The following is a 17,324-nucleotide window of genomic DNA, read 5'->3' as shown; positions in this document are numbered from 1 at the left end:
GTTACCAAAAGGTCAACCAAGACTGGAGTATTTGAGCCGTGAGCGAAACAATGCCCGAGCAGGCCGTCCAGGATACTGGCGCCGTTGAAGCCGCAGCGACCGCGCCGCCGGCCATCAAGGCTGCCGCGATCGAGGCCCCCTCGATTGCCCCCGACCATGAGACGCCGCCCAAGCCCGATCCGGTCAAGGTCGAGCCGCCAAAAATCGAGGCATCGAAGATCGAGATGCCGAAGCTCGAAGCCAAAGCTGAGACCAAGCCCGAGAGCAAGCCCGAGCCGAAGCCCGGCAAGCTCATTGTCATGGCACCCGCGCATTCCTGGGACCGCGAGGACTTTGCGCCGCATGTGAAGGCGGACGAGCCGCGCGAGGCCGGCGGCAAGCGCCGCCTGTCGGCGATGGCCGCGGTGGTGGCGATCGCGGCCAGTGTCGGCGCCATCAGCGGCGCGCTCGCGACCGCCGGCATGATGCACTTCGCAGCCCCCGCGCCGGCGCAGGTCGCCGATACCAGCGCGCTGGAATCCTCGGTCGCCCGGATCGACGCCGATGTCGTCGCGCTCAAGGCCAATGTCGAGCACACATCCAAGACCGGCCTCGGTCAGTTCAACCGGACCAACGACCGCCTCGACAAGCTCGAGAAGGCGCAGGCCGAGCCGATGGCCAAAATCGCCAAGCTGTCCGAGAGCGTCGACAAGCTCCGTGCCACCCCGCCCGCGGTGCCCGCACAGGCCGCAGCCGCCGTGCCCGCCAAAGAGACCACCGGCTCGATCGCGCCGACCCCGGTTGCGACCGCCGCAGCTGCGCCGGCGCCCGCCGCAACTGCCCCGGCGCCCGCCGTGCCCAAGACCGAAATCGGCCGGCTTCCGACGGTCGAAGGCTGGGTGCTGCGCGACGTCTCCAATGGCGGTGCGCTGGTCCAGGGCCGCGGTGGCCTCTACGAGGTCTATGCCGGTGACCCCATCCCGGGGGTCGGCCGTGTCGATGCGATCCGCCGCCAGGACGGCCGCTGGGTGGTCGTCACCAGCAAGGGGCTGATCGTCGCGCGCTGAGCGGCCGATACCTGACTGCCGAGGAGGCGCTTCACCACCATGTGAAGCGCCTTTTTGCTTGAATAGCTCTCGCCGCGCGGTGTTACCTAAGGCATGAGCCGCGCGTTGCGAATTCTCGTTGCTGCCGCCGTATTTCTCGGTGGCGTCTTGTCGTTATCAGCCGCGGAGACCGTGCCATTCACGCGCGGCACGGCGATCACCGATCCGGATCTCCTGCGCGAGCTCGACCAGCACGACGCGCTGACGATCTCACGCCTGTTGTGGCCGGAGCGGAACGCGAACTTTCCGCTGACGACCGACCTGATGTTTTCGTGGTTGTCGCAGCTCAAGGACATTCCGCCCGCGATCGACGCGGAGTTTGATCGTTACATCGCCCGGCAGAAGGCGGCATATCCGACCGAGACCATCGGCGTCGGCGAAGGCTTTGACGTGCAATTGTTCGATCGGGCCAATCTAAAGTCCCGCGACACGCGTTTCGTGCTGGCCGGCATCGTCAACCGCATGGATCGCGCCTATGTCGCGGACGACTCTTGCGGCGAGATCAGGCTGATCTACCGTCTCGCACATTTCGACAGCAAGCCGGACGGCAGCAAGACCGCGACGCGCCTGCCGATGACGTTCAATCTGGTGATGAAGGCGCGCGATGCCCGCCAGATGGATGCGAACGGCAAGCCGGTCACCTGTGCCGAGATCGCGAGGCGGTGGCTCGACAATGGCGACTGGCAGGGGCTGATCGGCAGCCCCTTCTATCCCTACGATGCCATGCTCGACCGCATCGAGACCAACATCCAGATCTCCATCGCCGCGAAATCGCCGCTGCACGATTTCCGCTCGGACTATCTGCTCAAGGTGTTCAAATACGACGCCGCGATGAAGACGTTCGAGGAATCGACGCTGGAGAACCAGATCGACCGCGATCGGATCCTGGCTGACGATGATCTCCGTCGCGACTTCAAGACCTGGCTGCTCGCGCCCGACCATCTTCGCGCGTTCGATCGCGGCACGGTGCTGATCCCGGAAAAATTCCTGGCCATGGCCGCGGTGGTGCCGACGCCGGCCGGCCTCGATGCTTCCCCGCTGCTGCCGGAGTTCGGCATGATGCAGGGGGAAGGCAAGGACAACAACAAGGACAACAACAAGGGCGATCCCCTCTTCACCAACGACGACGTGGTCGGTGCGTTGAAACAGGCTGCCGCGCGCGGTGACATGCAGAACATCCGCTCGGTCGCAGGTTTCCAGCGCCGCCTCAACGACGTCACCTGCGCCGGCTGCCACCAGACCCGCGGCATCGGCGGCTTCCATTTCCCGGGCGTCGATTGGCTCGGGGATAAGCCGGCCAACTCCGCCATCGTGCCGGCTTCGCCGCATTTTCTCGGCGATCAGGTCCGCCGCCGCGACATCATGACCGCATTCGCGGCGGGGAAACGCCCTGATTTCTCACGCGGATTTGCCAGCCGGCCGCAGACCCGCGGCAGCGATGAGCTGGCCGGCACCGAGTATCAGGACGGCTGGGGCGCGCATTGTTCCCTGGAAACTGCGGGATCTGGATCGGCTGACAGGAGTTTTACGTCATGGAGCTGTGCTAAAGGACTGGCCTGCCAGGCTGCTTCGGCATCGCGCCGCATCGGCATGTGCTTCATCAAGACGCGTTAAGCTGTCTCGAACCGGTTTGGATGACCTATGACGGACTCCAGCGAAGCCAACAAGGAGCGCAATCGCGAGATCGCGCAGAATGAAGAGGCCAAGCAGGTTACCGGCAGCGTTCGCGTCAGCATCTCGGCCATCGTAGCGGTCGTCATCATCGGCGGAATCCTGTTCACACTCGGCTGGCTGGCGCTGAAGTAATCGACGCTCTCACTTCGCATAATTCGTCATCCGCTTGCCGGGCAGAAGTTCGTAGGCCGGCTTCCAAGCGGGCAGGGCGGCCATGCGGCCAAGCCAGGCGTGGATGGCAGGATGGCTGGTCGCGAAATCGAAGCCGTGCTCGTCGCTCGGATAGTGCAGATAGGCCATCATCGAGATATCGGCGACCGTTGGCCTCGTGCCGATCGCGAAGGCATTGTGCTGGAGATGGCCCTCGAGAATGCCGAGGAAGTCCTCGAGCCGCCGTCGAAAGTGCTTCAGCACCTGCGGATCGTTGTTTTGGGTGAAGGCGCGCATGAAGCGATAGGTTGCCATGTAGCCGGTGAGCTTGTGGTTGTCCCAGAACAGCCAGCGCAACAGCTCGAACTTTTCCTCCGCCGTCTCGGCGCCGAAGCGGCCATATTGCTCGGCAAGCCTCAAGAGGAGGGGCGCCGTCTGGGTCATCTTCACGCCGTCGACCTCGAGCACGGGAATCTCGCCCATCTCGTTCACGGCCTTGCGCCATTCCGCCGTGCGCGTGACGCCGCCGCCAAAATCAGTCCATACCGGCTCGAATGTCTCGCCGCAAAGCGTCAGCATCAGCGCCAGCTTGTAGCTGTTGCCGGATTCGGGGAAGTAATGCAGGCGGTAGTTGGGCATGGGACCTCACGAGGTGAATGTACTGGTGAAGTTGTATCGATCATACCGAAGCGTCTTGGGGCACGATACCTTCCCAACGTCGTCCCGGCGAGGGCCGGGACCCATACCGCGGAATCCATCGATTGCGGTTGGTAGGCGTACCGAACTACGGGTCTTCGCCAAACCTCTCCCCGTGGTTATGGGTCCCGGCCTTCGCCGGGACGACATAGGAGATGCAGCGAGCCGTCGGGCCTACCCCACCGCCCCCGACCCGCGCAGCTGCTTGATCGCGGCCTCGTCGTATCCCGCGCCACGCAATATCTCGTCACTGTGCTCGCCGACGCCGGGCGGCTTGCGTGGCTGCACTTTCTTGGTGCCGTCGATCCAGATCGGGCTGGAGATGGTCAGCATGGTGTCGTTCTGGAACGGCACCAGCACCTCGTTGTCGAGCATCTGCTTGTCGTTCGGGATGTCGTCGAGAATGCCGACGACGCCGAACACCAGGCCGTTGCCGTCCAGGATCTTGCGCCATTCGGCGAGATCTTTGGTCGCAAAGGTTTCGTCCAGGACCTTGATCAGCTCGGCCGAGCGGGCGTGGCGATCGGGCTTGGTGGCAAAGCGCGGATCGGCGATCAGGTCCTCGCGCCCGATGCAGCGGGCAAGCGTCGGCCACTGCTTATCCTCGTTGAGCAGCGATAGGATCAGCCAGCGGCCGTCCTTGCACTGGTAGTGGTTGCCCACCGCATTCGGCGCGCGTTCACGCGGCCGCCGTTCGCTGAACTTGGCCCCGCAGAGCTTGGCCTGCGCCAGCACGCTCGCCGCCCACACGCCGTTCGCCATCAGATTGGAGGCGACATGCGAGCCCTTGCCGGTCTTTTCGCGTTGATAGAGCGCGGTGACGATCGCGCTGTACAACGCCATGGCGCAAGGATGGTCGCCCATGCCGGCGACCGAGCGGGCCGGCGTGGTGTCAGTGTCGGCGCGGACCAGGTCCATCAGGCCGGAGCGCGCCCAATAGGCGTTACTGTCGAAGCCGGGCTTGTTGGCCTCCTCGCCTTTCTCGCCATAGCCGGTGAAGGAGGCGTAGATCAGCCGGTCGTTGAGATGGGCGAGGTGATCATAGGTGATGCCGAGCTTGGCACGCACCGGCGGCGGCATGTTGGTGATGAAGACGTCGGTCTCCGCGACGAGCTTGTAGAGCACGGCCTGCGCCTCGGGCTTTACGAGGTCGAGCGCGAGGCTCTTCTTGTTGCGGGCCTCCAGCAACCAGGCGAAATTGTGCTCGCTGCTCGGATAGCCCGGCAGGTTCGGCAGATTGCGATAGGGATCGCCGGCGCCGGGCGGCTCGATCTTGACGACGTCGGCGCCGAAATCCGACAGCACGGTCGCGGCCGCGGGCGCTGCGATGAAGCTCGCGCAGTCCAGAACCTTGAGCCCTGCAAAAATGCCCTTTTCCATCGCGGCGCTGCTCCCTCGCTCTTGTTGTTTCCCGCGCGCTGGAATTGGCGTGGGCCAAGTCATGGCAGCATTAGACCGATGTTTCGGTGGGATGCAACGCTGCTTCCGGGCTTACTCCTCCCCTGCGAGCAGGGCAGCGTTGCCGCCGGCCGCCGCCGTGTTGATCGTCACGGTCTGCTCGGTCGCAAAGCGCGTCAGGTAATGCGGGCCACCGGCCTTGGGGCCGGTTCCGGACAGGCCATGGCCGCCGAACGGCTGCACGCCGACCACGGCGCCGATCATGTTGCGGTTGACGTAGATGTTGCCGATCTGGACGCGGTCGATGATGGCCTCGACCGTGTCGTCGATGCGCGAATGGATGCCGAGGGTGAGGCCGTAGCCGGTGCGCTCGATCGCTTGCAGGACGCGTTCGAGTTTCTCGGCAGGGTAGCGCACGATGTGGAGGATCGGACCAAAGACCTCCTCGGTGAGCTGGCCGGCGTCCTTGAGCTCGAAAATATGCGGCGCGACGAAGCAGCCTTTTGGCGCGGTGCCCGCAAAGTGCAGCCGCGCCTCGGTCTTCATCCGTGTGATATGCGCATCGAGGCGTTGCTTGGCATCGGCGTCGATCACCGGGCCGATATGGGTGGCGACGTCAGAGGGATCGCCGATCTTCAACTCGCGCGCCGCGCCCGCGATCATCTCGATCATGCGGTCGGCAACATCCTCCTGCACGAACAGCAGCCGCAGCGCCGAGCAGCGCTGGCCGGCGGAACGGAACGCGGAGGTGACGACGTCGTCGGCGACCTGCTCGGGCAGCGCGGTGGCATCCGCGATCATGGCGTTGATGCCGCCGGTCTCCGCGATCAGCGGCACGATCGGCCCGTCCTTGGCGGCGAGCGTCCGGTTGATCAGCCGTGCAACCTCGGTCGAGCCGGTAAAGACCACACCGGCAATATCAGCATGAGCGGTCAGCACCGCGCCGATCCGGCCGTCGCCGGTGACGAGGTGCAGCGCGCTCTTGGGGACGCCGGCCTCATGCAGCAGGGCTACGGCCTCGCGCGCGATGCGCGGCGTCTGCTCTGCGGGCTTGGCCACCACGCTGTTGCCGGCCACCAGCGCCGCCGTGACCTGGCCGAGGAAGATCGCCAGCGGAAAATTCCACGGCGAGATCGCCACGAAGACCCCGCGGCCGCGCATGACGAGTGCGTTGCTCTCGCCGGTCGGGCCGGGCATCGCCACATCGTTGCCGAACGACTTTCGTCCCTGCGCGGCATAGTAGCGGCAGAAGTCGGCGGCCTCGCGCAGCTCTGAGAGCGCATCGTCGAGCGTCTTGCCGCCCTCGGCTTGCAGCAGCGCGATGAAATGGGGCGCGCGGTTCTCAAGCAGATGCGCGGCCTGCTCCAGCGCCGCCGCGCGCGTGCCTGCCGGCGTCCGGCTCCAGGCGGCAAAACCGGCGCGCGCAGCAGTCACCGTCACATTGGCCTGATCTGCCGTTGCATCCGCGATCGGCTTGAGATCGGCGGTCTCGGCCTTGACCGCCGTCAGCAGCCGATCGAGCGCGGCGCGCGCGCCGAATTCGACGCCGCGCGAATTCCGCCGCTCGGGGGCGAAGAGATCGCAGGGGAGCGGAATCTTGGAATGGGGCGCCTGCTGCGGCCGCACGATGGCATCCGTCGGACGCTGCAACAGCGCCGGGAGCGGCACGCGATAATCGGCGGCCTGCGCCACGAAGGAGGAATTGGCACCGTTCTCCAACAGCCGCCGCACCAGATAGGCGAGCAGGTCGCGATGGCTGCCGACCGGGGCGTAGGTGCGGTAGGCGATGTCAGGGTGATCCTTGGCCAATTGCTCGTACAGCGCTTCGCCCATGCCGTGCAGGCGCTGGAATTCGAAGCCGCCGTTCTCGCCGGCAAGCTCCAGCACGGCCGCGACGCTGAGCGCGTTGTGGGTGGCGAATTGCGGGAAGATGCGCGGCCGCAGACTCAAAAGCTTCTGCGCGCAGGTGACGTAGTTCAGATCCGTCATCGCCTTGCGCGTGAACACGGGATAGCCGTCGAGCCCGCGCTCCTGCGCGCGCTTGATCTCGGTGTCCCAATAGGCGCCCTTGACCAGCCGCACCATCAGCTTGCGGTCATGCGCGTGGGCGAGCGCATCGACATAGTCGATCACCGCGCTCGCGCGCTTCTGATAGGCCTGGATCGCCAGCCCGAACCCCTCCCAACCGGCAAGCGAGGGATCGGCGAGTGTCGCCGCGATCACGTCGAGCGACAGCTCCAGCCGGTCGGCTTCCTCGGCGTCCACGGTGAAGTTGAGATCATGGGCCTTGGCGCGCTGCGCGAGGTCCAGGAGTTGCGGCACCAACTCAGCCATCACGCGGTCGCGGCTGATCGCCTCGAAGCGCGGATGCAGCGCCGAGAGCTTGACGGAAATGCCGGGGCGGTCGGGCAGGGGATGGGGGCCCGCCGCCTTGCCGATGGTCTCGATCGCGCTGGCATAGGCGTCGAAATAGCGCCTGGCATCCGCGGCCGTGCGCGCACCTTCGCCGAGCATGTCGAAGGAGTAGCGCGTTTTTTGGCCGGAGCGCGGCCGGCCCCGCTCCAGCGCCTGCGCGATGGTCTCACCAAGCACGAAATGATTGCCCATCAGCCGCATCGCCTGGCGCGTGGCGGTGCGCACGGCCGGTGCGCCGAGCCGCTTCACCAGACGGCCGATGGTGCCGTCGGTCGTCTCGCCGGGCTGGATCACCCGTGCCGACAGGCCGAGCGCCCAGGCCGAGGCGTTGACCAGGAACGCCGTGGACTTGGTCTCGTGGTGGATGAAGTCGCCCTCGCCGAGCTTGTCCTCGATGAACTGGTCGGCGGTGCGCGCGTCGGGCACGCGCAGCAGCGCCTCGGCCAGCACCATCAAGGCGAGTCCTTCCTTGGTCGAGAGCGCGAACTCCCGCAGCATGTCCTCGACCCCACCAAGCCGGTCGTCGCGCTTGCGGATCGCCTCGATCAGCCGCGTCGCGGTGCGATCGATCCGCGCCTCCTGTGGCGGGCCGAGATGTGACGCCGGCAAAAGGCGCGCGGCGATATCGGAATCATCCGGCGCGTAGGGAGCGGTGAAGGGAGGCGGAATGTTCGGCATGGCGTGTCCTGTGGCTGAAATCCAGGATAATCCCCGCGCTACCGTAGTTCGATAGACAAATTAACCGGTTTGCCTTAGAAATTGAAGGCTCTTGGTAATTTGACCTCAGAAAATATGGAACTCGATCGAATCGACCGGAAAATCCTCTCGATTTTGCAGCAGGACGGGCGCATCGCCAATGTCGAGCTCGCCGAACGCATCGGGCTGTCTCCGACCTCGGCCGGCGAGCGGCTGAAGCGGTTACAGCGCGAGGGCTTTATCGAAGGCTATGGCGCGCGGCTCAACCCGCACCGGCTCGGCCTCGGGCTCCTGGTGTTCGTCGAGGTGCTGCTCGACAAGACCACGCCGGACAATTTCGAGCGCTTTGCGCGCGCGGTGAAACTCGCGCCCGAAGTGCTGGAGTGTCACATGGTTGCCGGCGGCTTCGACTATCTTGTGAAGGCGCGGCTGGCAGACATGACCGCCTATCGACGCTTCCTCGGCGAAACCCTGCTGTCGATGCCGGGCGTGCGCGAGACGCGGACCTATGCGGTGATGGAAGAGATCAAGCGCGACGCACCATTGCCGGTGGACTAACGAAGTGCTGTCGCGATTGTCATTGCCGTGGCGTCGAACGAGCGGCCTTCGCGGGGAAAATAGTTCTCCGTGTGCAATCGCAACGCCCGTCGTCGAATGCACTGACCGTCTTCTGAAATTTTCTTGGCCCGGCTCCCGGATCTGTCCGGGAGTTAGCAAAAGCTAGCGGGCTTATACTTTGAGGTTCTCTGCGGAGCTTTTGCCTCGGTTTGCGATCTCTTCATATTCCACCGTCTGTCCTTCGTTCAGGGACGACAGACCGGCTTTCTGCACTGCTGAGATATGCACGAACACATCCTTGCCGCCCGATGCAGGCTGGATAAATCCATAACCCTTCGTCGGGTTGAACCACTTGACCGTACCTTTAGCCATCACGTCTCTCCGCGGGTCTTCCTCCGAGATCTCGAACCGCCAGTCCCCGCCAACCGGCCGGTTCGGTCCTAATAAGATACGCGGAATGTGGCCGGCTTGGTAGCTCAAACCACATCGGCCTATCGCCGAATTCCGCTCAACTTCGCGGCGTTTTTACCGGTTTTGCCCGTTTCGCGGTCAATTGGTCCGCACGCCGCGCGCCATCCGTCAATAAGTCGCAGCCAGATAATCGACGATCTTGCCGACATCGGCATCGTCGATGGGGGCGCCATAGACCTTGATCATCTTGGTCACCTCGGCCTGCCAAAAACCTTTCCTGTCCTTCATCGGCGGCTGCGTGTTGATGTAGTCCGCCGAGTGGCAGGCGCTGCAATTGCCCTGCACGATTTCGAGATTGGGCCCGGGCTTGAACGCCGCGACCTCATCGGGGGTCTTGTAATTAACCGGCGCTGCAAGTGCCGAACCCACCAATGCGGCGACGGCGAGCGAGATGGCGAGAAGAGCGGTGCGCTGCATGATCATTCCCCTCAGGCCACGGTGACGCGGACGGTTTCGACGACGTTGCGCAGATAACCCGCCGGATTCCAGCGCGGCGTATCCGGCTGGGTTTCGCCGCCATTGCCGGTGGCGCGCACCTTGAGCTCAACGGTGCCGGCCACGAGCTTCACCGGCAGCTTCCATTCACGGAACGAGTATTTGCCAAGATCCTTGCCGAGCTTCGCGCTGGTCCAGGTCTTGCCGCCGTCGGTGGAGACCTGGATCTCCTTGATGCCCTTGCCGCCGTCGAAGGCGATGCCGCGCAGCGTCGTGCCGCCTGCTTTCAGCTTGGCACCATCGGGGACGCTGGTGATGAAGGAGCGAATGGTGAAGCGGTTGATCGGGATCGTCGCCTTCGGCGCGGTGCCCGGTTCGATCGCATTGTTCGGGGTGTCCGGGATGCGATAGGCCGACTTCATCCAGAAGCCGTCATAGACATTGTCGATGACGGTGATCTCGTTGAGGTGCTTGACCCAGTAGGTGCCGTAATAGCCGGGCACGATCAGGCGCAGCGGAAAGCCGTTGAGGAACGGCAAATCCTCGCCGTTCATGCCATAGGCCAGCATCACCTCGCCATCGGTGGCGTGATCGATATCGAGCGCCTTGACGAAATCGGGCGTCTTGTCGCTGACGGGGCCGTCCATCCCATTGAAGGTGACCTGCCTGGCGCCGCTCTGCACGCCCGCCATGTCCAGCACGGCCTTCAGCGGCACGCCGCGCCAGCGCGCATTGCCCATCGCGCCGTTGGCGAGCTGGCCGCCGGCGACGCGCGGCTCTACGAGGCCGCGGCTGTTGCCCGAGCACTGGTTGACGGCGACGATCTCGGTCGCCTTCATCTTCCGGATGTCCTTGAGCGATAGTTTCAGCGGCCTGTCGACCTTGCCCTTGACCTCGATCGTGAACTTGTCGGGGTCGAGATTGTAGGGCAGGTCGGAGAGGTGATAGCGCACGAAGAACGCGTTATTCGGCGTGATCGGGCCGTCGTTGAAGATCGCGAACGGCGTCTCGAGCTGTGGCGGCCGGCTGGTTAGCCCAATCATCGGCCGCTTCTGCGGATATTTCACCAGCGGCCGTTCGCCATTGACGAATGGCAGCGTGACGGTCTCGAGCGCCAGCGCTTTGGTCGAATTCATCGTGGCCGCAAGAGCGGCAAGTCCCGCTCCCTTGAGCAGGTCGCGTCGATCGAACATGTGGTCTCCTCCCGGAGCTTTTCGTTGGACCGCGGTCATCACCGCGATCCCGGGCTCATCTGTCGCGACGACTCGGATGAAGTCAATTCGTGCTTTCGCAGCAGGCCCATGCCGCTGCGTTGCAGCAGACCGGTGTTACGCTTGTAAAGAGATTGAGCCGAGCCGTAGCCGCGACGACGGTGCACCTCGCCCGCTTGCGGGAGAGGTCGCGCCGAAGGCGCGGGTGAGGGTTTTCTCCTCTTGGGGATTGTCCCATTGCGGAAGCACCCTCTCCCCAACCCTCTCCCGCAAGCGGGAGAGGGAGCGCACCGCCTTCGTGGCTGCCTCACGCCGCCACGCGCTCGCTTCGATCGACGAGCGCCGACAGCCCCCTTGCGTCCGCGACGACGCGTACGGCCATCGGCTCGTCGCGGCCGCGGATCGCGACCTCCTGCTGCGGCAGTGCATCGTCGGCAAGGCCGGCGGCGCGGCGGACTTCCTCCGAGACGATCGCTTCGCAGGCCAGTGTCTTGGTCATGTCCTGGAGGCGGGCCGCGACGTTGACGGCATCACCCAACGCGGTGAAGACGATGTGATCGCGATAGCCGATGTCGCCGATGATGACCTCGCCGCCGTGGATGCCGATGCCGAAGCGGATCGGCTGGCGCAGATCGTGGCTCAAGAGTTGGTTCAGTTCGTCGATATTCGTCGCGATCCCGGCGGCGGCCTTCAGCGCCTGCCGGCAGGCTTCTTGCGGATCGGCGGTCAGCCCGAACAGCGCCAGCATGCCGTCGCCGACGAACTGGTTCGGTTGGCCGCCATTCTCGATCACGGCCTGCGAGACCGCGCCGAGGAAGCGGTTGACGATGAAGACCGTGTCGAACGGCAGCCGCTTCTCGGCGAGTTGCGTCGAGCCGCGCATGTCCACGAACAGGCTGACGAGATAGCGCTCCTGGCCGATTCTGGCGGGCGTCGAGGTGTGCGCGTTGGCCGACAGCGTGTGCGGCGTGAAGAGCTGGAAGAAAGACAGATCGGAGATCGGTCGCAACTGGCAGGCGAGGCGGATCGACGGATCGGTGGTGCCGACGCGGGCGAGGACGAAAGCTTCGCGCTGCGATGGCTCAGGCAAGACAGCGTGGTCGCCGATGATGCGGATGCGGCAGGTCGAACAGCGGGCGCGGCCGCCGCAGACGCTGGCATGCGGCACGCTGTGGCGCAGGCTCGCTTCCAGCACGGAAAGACCCTTGGGCACGCGCACCGTCTTGCCGTTGCCATAGGACAGCGCGATCATGCCACGGCGCCGTTCGCGCACCGCGCGCACGCCGCGCGCCAGCAGCGCCAGCCCCAGCAGTCCGAGATAACCGGCGGTGAGGCCGCCGGTGATGCGGTCGAGCGTCGCGGCTTCGGCGATCGTGCCAAGCTGGCGGCGGGCAAGATTGTGCGTGCGCCATTCCCCGTCGTCAGCCTCGACCACGATGCTGCGGCCGCCCTGATAGACGCCGAGCAGCGCCAGCGTCGGGATCAGTACGGCTGCCGCGAGCAGATAGGGCGCGGCGCGTGTGAATAACGGCTTGAGGCGGAGCCAGAAAAAGATGCCGATGCAGCCGTGTATCCAGGCGATGATGAGCAGGATCGTCATCGTCCAGATCCGCTCCGGCGATCCGACGAAGAACAAATAGAGCTCCTGCGGATAGAGCTTCTCATGGCCGTACAGTGTCTGGCCGAGCCGCACGCCGATCACATGCGCCATGACCAGAGCGGGGATGCTCAAGCCCAGCACGAGTTGCAGTGGCTCGATCGTCCGCCAGCGGAACTGTCGGCGCTGATATAGCGCGTAGATGCCGAGCCCCATATGCGTAAACGCCGCTGTGTAGAACACGATCGCTACGGGGAGGAACTGCCAGAACGCCATGTGGTAGTAGACCCCGACCTCCATGGCATCGACCGAGATGTTGCCGAGCGCATGGTTGAGGAGATGGCTGACGACGTAGGCGAACAGGATGACGCCGCAAACCAGCCGCACCTGCCGCGCGCTGATGCTGCGGGAAAGCCCGGAAAATCGTGAGGGTGCGGTCGCGGCCATGATTCGGTTGTATCAGTTCCTGAAGGAGAACAGCCAGTGTCGCGTTTAATTCCGGGGGACGACAGCTTGCGGGATCACATACGCGGCAACTTTCCGTCGTCCCGCACAAGCGCGCCCCAAGCGCGCGCCGAGACGGGATCCATACCCCCAGGAAGATATTTGGCGAAGCCTCAGAGTTGCCAGCTCCGCGCTACACCCCTCCCTGGGATTATGGATCCCGGGTCTGCGCTTCGCTTGCCCGGGACGACACCGGCATTTGTGGCCCGCCTCCAACATTGACTCCCCCTCCCAGGTTGGCGAAAAGCGCGGCCGTGACGACAGCCCCAGACATCACCGTGCCCCTCCATGGCGCCGCGCGCCGGCCCCTCGTCATGGCCGCGGCGATCATCGCCGCGATGACGCTGCTGCGCATCGTCTACGCCTTCGCAATCGAGCTGCGCACGGATGAGGCCTATTACTGGACCTGGTCGCAGGAGGCAGCGCTCAGCTTCCTCGATCATCCCCCCGGCATTGCCTGGCTGATCCGGTTCGGCACCGCGATCTTCGGCGACACCACGCTCGGTGTGCGCTTCGGCGGCATCGTCGCGATGCTGGTGACGCAGTGTCTGCTCGCCGATATCGTCCGCCGCCTCACCCATGATTTGCGCGCCGTCGTGCTCGCGGTGCTGATGCCGGAGGCCGCACTCTATTACGGCCTGCTGATGGCCAAGGTCGCGCCCGACGTCGCCATGATCCCGTTTGCGGTGGCGATGATGTGGTCCCTGGTGCGGCTTGCGCAGGGCGGCGACGGCCGCTGGTGGCTTGCGGCCGGCCTGTTCGCCGGGCTGGCGATGCTGTCGAAATTCACCGTGATCATGTTCGCGCCGGCGGTTGCCGCGTTTGTCCTGGTGCCTGATTGGCGTTGGCGCTGGCTGCGCAGTCCCTATCCCTATCTCGCGGTCCTGATCGCAATCGCGGTGTTCTCGCCGGTTCTGATCTGGAATGTGCAGCACGATTGGGCCTCGATCCGCTTCCAGGGCGTGCGCGCTACCACCAATTACGGCGTCTCATGGCGCACTGTCGGCGATTACATCGGCCTGCAATTCGGCCTCGTCGGCTTCGTCATGCTGCCGGTGGTGCTGACGGGGGTGGTGCTGACGGCATGGCGCGGTTATCGCACGCGCGAGCCGGTCGCGATTCTGCTGTCGACCGCGGTACTGGTGCCGTTTCTCTATTTTTTCGCAAAATCGCTGACCCTCCGGGTCGGCGACACCTGGCCGATGTTCCTGTGGCCGGTCGGCTTCGCCGCCGCCGCTGTCAACCTCACCATGCTGTCGCGTGAGAAATGGTCGGCGCGGATGATCAGATCGTCGCTGTTCTGGGCCAACGCGGCGGTGGTCTCGGGCATCGCTTTCGTCGTCATCGTGTTCTTATATTATGTTGCCGCGCCCTGGAATTTTCTCGGCAAGATCGATCCGAACGGTGCCGAGTTTGGCTATGAGCAGGTCGCGGCACGCGCGCAGGCCGCGCTGGATGAGACCGGCGCGACCTGGATCGCAACCACGGACTACCGCACCTATGCCATGATGCGCTGGATGTTCAGGGGCCGCGTGCCCGTGGTCGAGATCAACGAGCGCGGCCGCTTCCAGGATTTCCGCGATCCCGGCATGGACCGGATCATAGGACACGCGGGCATCTATGTCGGGCGAGAGCCGGACAACCGCGCATCGCTGTGGGATTCGATCCCGGCCAAGCGCGAGCAGCTCGGTCAGGTCGCGCGCCGCTGGCGCGGCGTTCTGACTGACACCTATGTGCTTGAAAAGCTCACCGGCTGGACTCCTGAGCTCTCGCCGCCAAAGGATTCGCCGCTATTCCAGTGGCGCGTGCTGGCCGGGGAATTCGAAAAGCGCGTCTTCGGCTAACGTGGCGCGCGTTATTCTTCCTCGTCCTTCTTCCGCAGCAGATCCGTCGCGAGGTCCGACAACTTCGGTGGCGGCAGCGCCGCAAACGGCAGCGGCCTTGTCACGTCGATCGCGGCCAAGCCCAGCCGCGCCGTCAGCAGTCCGTTCAGCATGCCTTCGCCGAGTCGCTGCGACAGCTTCGCCGCAATGCCGTGGCCGAGCATCTGCTGCACCAAGCTGTCGCTCGCGGCCATGCCGCCGGTGATGGCGAGATGGGCGATGACGTGGCGGAGCAGGCGGATCATGCCGAGCGCGCCGGGACGGCCGCCATAGAGCCGGGCAAGCTGGCGGATCAGGCGCAGCGACGCCACGAACACGAACAGCACGTCGATCAGCGCGCGCGGCGAGACCGCCGTGACGATCGAGACTTTTTGCGCGGCTGACGACACCAGCCGCCGCGCCTCAATGTCCAGCGGCGACATCAATTCGCGCTCGGCGAGCCGGATCATGTCGGCGCCGTCGATGATCTCGCCGGAATGGCTTTCCAGCGTGGCGCGGGCGCGCGCGAGCTGCGGGTTCTGGTGCGCGATCTTGAGTAGATCCTGCACGATGATTCGGCTCTCCTTGCGATCGTCGCTGGCAAGGACAGCGGCCGCGCGCTGATGCAGCTTCTCGATCGTTGCCAGACGGGCAAGCCCGAACGCCTCGCGTCCGATCACCACCGCGAGCGCAAGCGCGGTGACGAAGGCAAGAGCCAGTCCGACAAAGCCGAGGCTTTCGCTGCGCGCAAACAAATCCTCGATCAGATGGACCACGCCGAGCCCGGCGCCGAGCAGCGTCAGCCCGGCAACGCCCGACCAGAACAGTGTGCCCCAGGGAAAGCCGCGTCGCGCCGGAAGCGCGACTTCGATCGGCACCGGCAATGTCGCCGGATCGGGCTCCGGCGTGATCTGGATGGTGGTGCGGCCGAGCCGCGCCGTCTCGTCCGCTTCGGTCACGACGACGCCGGGATCGTCGAGCCGGAACGTCGCCGGCCGCCGTGGCTTCGATCGGTCGTTCATGACAGCTTGTCTCCGATCAGGAACTGCAAGGCACGGTCGAGGCGGATGTGAGGCAGCGCCGGCGCGTCGGAACCCTCGCGCTCGAGCTTCGGCGGACGGAAACGCAGGAAACGGAAATCGCTTTTCTCGGCGGCCTCGGTCGAGAGCCCGCGGAACGCATCGATGCCGTTGAACAACGGCTCGGGATCGAGCGGCAGGTCGCCCGGAAAGGTCGCCACTTCCGTGTTACCGTCGAAGAATTCGCCGCCCGCGCTTTCGCCCGCGGCCGGCGTTCCCAAAATCGACGGCAATTTGTCACGGCCATGCGCGACCTGCGCTTCGCGGGTGGCGCGGACGGCGGCGAGCGCGACGACGTCGATCTGCGCGCCGGTGTTTTCCGCGCGCGCCACGGCGCGGGTGACCGCGCGGCGCAGCACGGCCTCGAGCCGGTCGTGGCTGGAATGATGCAGATGATCGGCCTTGGTTGCCGCGAACAGAATGCGGTCGATGCGCGGCCGGAACAGGCCGGACAGGAACGTGCTGCGGCCGATGCGGAAGCAATCGAGAATGCCGGCGAGGGCGGCTTCGAGATCGTGCAGCGCTTCCGGCCCGGAGTTGAACGCGGCGAGCGCATCGGCCAGCACGATCTGGCGATCGAGCCGGGCAAAGTGATCGCGAAAGAACGGGCGCACCACGACGTCCTTGTAGGCCTCATAGCGGCGCACCATCATCGCCCACAGCGATCCCTCCGGCGCCTCTCTGCCTGCGGGCAGGTCGAGCGGCGCGAAGGTCAGCGCCGGTGTGTCGGCGAGATTGCCGGGCATCAGGAAGCGGCCGGGTGGCAGCAGGCTCATCGCAAAGCGTTCGTCGCGGCAGCCTTGCAAATAGCCCCTGAAGAGCTTTGCGGCCGTCAGCGTCGCCTGCTCGTCCTCGCTCGCCTCGGGCTTGAGCGTTGCAAGATGGGCGTGCCAGTCCGCGGCCAGATGCGCCCGCGGCGCCTCGCGCGACAGCGCGAGGCTTTCGGCCGACCATTGCTCGAAACTCTTCTGCAGCAGCGGCAGATCGAGCAGCCATTCGCCGGGATAGTCGACGATGTCGAGCGTCAGCGTGCGATCCGCGCCGTTGTGGCGCTGGTAGTCGATGACGAGCCTGAGCTCGCTGATGTCGACCGTCGAGCTCGGCCAGAGCCGCTCCTCGATCAGCGCGCGCAGATGGCTCTCATAGGCAAAGCGCGGCACGGCGTCGTCGGGCTGCGGCGCCAGATGCGCCCGCGCGATCCGCCCCGAGGCATAGGCCTCGAACACCGGAAACCGCCCGCCGCGGGTGAGACCATGGATCAGCGCGGTGATGAACACGGTCTTGCCGGCCCGCGAAAGGCCGGTAACGCCTAACCGCACCGTCGGGTTGAAGAAGTGCTCGCCATAGTCGATCAGCGCCCTCGCCGACAGGCGCGCCTCTTCGACCATATCCTGGAAACTAAATGCCATATGAACGTTGGGAATCCCGGGCGGCCGGAAATGTGCGATCGTTCACAGAAATGGCAATTGTGTGAAAAAAATCAAGCTTCATAC

At 65.0% G+C, this 17,324-nt stretch carries 14 protein-coding genes; 5 read left to right on the top strand and 9 right to left on the bottom strand.

The window, feature by feature from the left end:
• Nucleotides 1-50 precede the first annotated feature (50 nt).
• The 3 genes from IVB31_RS07800 to IVB31_RS07790 all read left to right on the top strand — a co-directional run bounded on the left by IVB31_RS07800 (nucleotide 51) and on the right by IVB31_RS07790 (nucleotide 2,891).
• On the top strand, nucleotides 51-1,046 hold the full coding sequence (locus IVB31_RS07800; protein ID WP_247320888.1) for a hypothetical protein: 996 nt from the start codon (nucleotides 51-53) through the stop codon (nucleotides 1,044-1,046).
• A gap of 93 nt (nucleotides 1,047-1,139) precedes the next feature.
• Nucleotides 1,140-2,699 (top strand): hypothetical protein, encoded by a 1,560-nt coding sequence (locus IVB31_RS07795; protein ID WP_247320507.1) that lies wholly within the window; start codon nucleotides 1,140-1,142, stop codon nucleotides 2,697-2,699.
• Between the two features lie 27 nt (nucleotides 2,700-2,726).
• Nucleotides 2,727-2,891, top strand: coding sequence for a hypothetical protein (locus IVB31_RS07790; RefSeq protein WP_247320506.1), 165 nt, complete (start codon nucleotides 2,727-2,729; stop codon nucleotides 2,889-2,891).
• Between the two features lie 9 nt (nucleotides 2,892-2,900).
• On the opposite strand, the gene IVB31_RS07785 is transcribed toward IVB31_RS07790, so the two are convergent.
• The 3 genes from IVB31_RS07785 to putA all read right to left on the bottom strand — a co-directional run bounded on the left by IVB31_RS07785 (nucleotide 2,901) and on the right by putA (nucleotide 8,096).
• Nucleotides 2,901-3,548 (bottom strand): glutathione S-transferase family protein, encoded by a 648-nt coding sequence (locus tag IVB31_RS07785; RefSeq protein ID WP_247320504.1) that lies wholly within the window; start codon nucleotides 3,546-3,548, stop codon nucleotides 2,901-2,903.
• A gap of 231 nt (nucleotides 3,549-3,779) precedes the next feature.
• Nucleotides 3,780-4,985 carry a CoA transferase gene (locus tag IVB31_RS07780; protein WP_247320503.1) on the bottom strand — a complete coding sequence of 402 codons (1,206 nt, stop codon included), beginning with the start codon at nucleotides 4,983-4,985 and terminating at the stop codon, nucleotides 3,780-3,782.
• Between the two features lie 111 nt (nucleotides 4,986-5,096).
• Nucleotides 5,097-8,096 carry a bifunctional proline dehydrogenase/L-glutamate gamma-semialdehyde dehydrogenase PutA gene (putA, locus tag IVB31_RS07775; RefSeq protein ID WP_247320501.1) on the bottom strand — a complete coding sequence of 1,000 codons (3,000 nt, stop codon included), beginning with the start codon at nucleotides 8,094-8,096 and terminating at the stop codon, nucleotides 5,097-5,099.
• Nucleotides 8,097-8,210: 114 nt separating this feature from the next.
• Between putA and IVB31_RS07770 the strand changes: the two genes are divergently transcribed.
• Nucleotides 8,211-8,672 carry an Lrp/AsnC ligand binding domain-containing protein gene (locus IVB31_RS07770; protein ID WP_247320498.1) on the top strand — a complete coding sequence of 154 codons (462 nt, stop codon included), beginning with the start codon at nucleotides 8,211-8,213 and terminating at the stop codon, nucleotides 8,670-8,672.
• 171 nt (nucleotides 8,673-8,843) lie between these two features.
• Here the strand turns inward: IVB31_RS07770 and IVB31_RS07765 are convergent, their stop codons facing one another.
• The 4 genes from IVB31_RS07765 to IVB31_RS07750 all read right to left on the bottom strand — a co-directional run bounded on the left by IVB31_RS07765 (nucleotide 8,844) and on the right by IVB31_RS07750 (nucleotide 12,833).
• The gene (locus IVB31_RS07765; RefSeq protein WP_007596519.1) at nucleotides 8,844-9,044 is read right to left on the bottom strand and encodes a cold shock domain-containing protein; all 201 of its coding nucleotides are present in this window, start codon (nucleotides 9,042-9,044) and stop codon (nucleotides 8,844-8,846) included.
• Between the two features lie 207 nt (nucleotides 9,045-9,251).
• Nucleotides 9,252-9,560, bottom strand: coding sequence for a cytochrome c (locus tag IVB31_RS07760; protein ID WP_247320497.1), 309 nt, complete (start codon nucleotides 9,558-9,560; stop codon nucleotides 9,252-9,254).
• 11 nt (nucleotides 9,561-9,571) lie between these two features.
• Entirely contained in the window at nucleotides 9,572-10,771 is a 1,200-nt protein-coding gene (locus tag IVB31_RS07755) for a molybdopterin-dependent oxidoreductase (RefSeq protein WP_247320494.1), read from the bottom strand.
• Between the two features lie 325 nt (nucleotides 10,772-11,096).
• The gene (locus IVB31_RS07750; protein WP_247320493.1) at nucleotides 11,097-12,833 is read right to left on the bottom strand and encodes an adenylate/guanylate cyclase domain-containing protein; all 1,737 of its coding nucleotides are present in this window, start codon (nucleotides 12,831-12,833) and stop codon (nucleotides 11,097-11,099) included.
• Nucleotides 12,834-13,204: 371 nt separating this feature from the next.
• Between IVB31_RS07750 and IVB31_RS07745 the strand changes: the two genes are divergently transcribed.
• Nucleotides 13,205-14,734 (top strand): glycosyltransferase family 39 protein, encoded by a 1,530-nt coding sequence (locus tag IVB31_RS07745; RefSeq protein ID WP_247320886.1) that lies wholly within the window; start codon nucleotides 13,205-13,207, stop codon nucleotides 14,732-14,734.
• An 11-nt stretch (nucleotides 14,735-14,745) separates the two neighbouring features.
• Here the strand turns inward: IVB31_RS07745 and IVB31_RS07740 are convergent, their stop codons facing one another.
• Together IVB31_RS07740 and IVB31_RS07735 are read right to left on the bottom strand one after the other, a co-directional pair.
• Complete coding sequence (locus IVB31_RS07740; protein ID WP_247320491.1) at nucleotides 14,746-15,774, bottom strand: TIGR01620 family protein; 1,029 nt, start codon at nucleotides 15,772-15,774, stop codon at nucleotides 14,746-14,748.
• On the bottom strand, nucleotides 15,771-17,240 hold the full coding sequence (locus IVB31_RS07735) for a YcjX family protein (RefSeq protein WP_247320489.1): 1,470 nt from the start codon (nucleotides 17,238-17,240) through the stop codon (nucleotides 15,771-15,773). Before IVB31_RS07735 ends, IVB31_RS07740 begins: the two co-directional genes overlap by 4 nt.
• Nucleotides 17,241-17,324 lie beyond the last annotated feature (84 nt).

Origin of the sequence: Bradyrhizobium sp. 21 (genome assembly GCF_023073335.1) — a bacterium.
Taxonomy (GTDB): Bacteria; Pseudomonadota; Alphaproteobacteria; order Rhizobiales; family Xanthobacteraceae; genus Bradyrhizobium.
The sequence above is the reverse complement of the archived record's forward strand: the minus strand, read 5'-3'. Positions and strand labels throughout refer to the sequence as shown.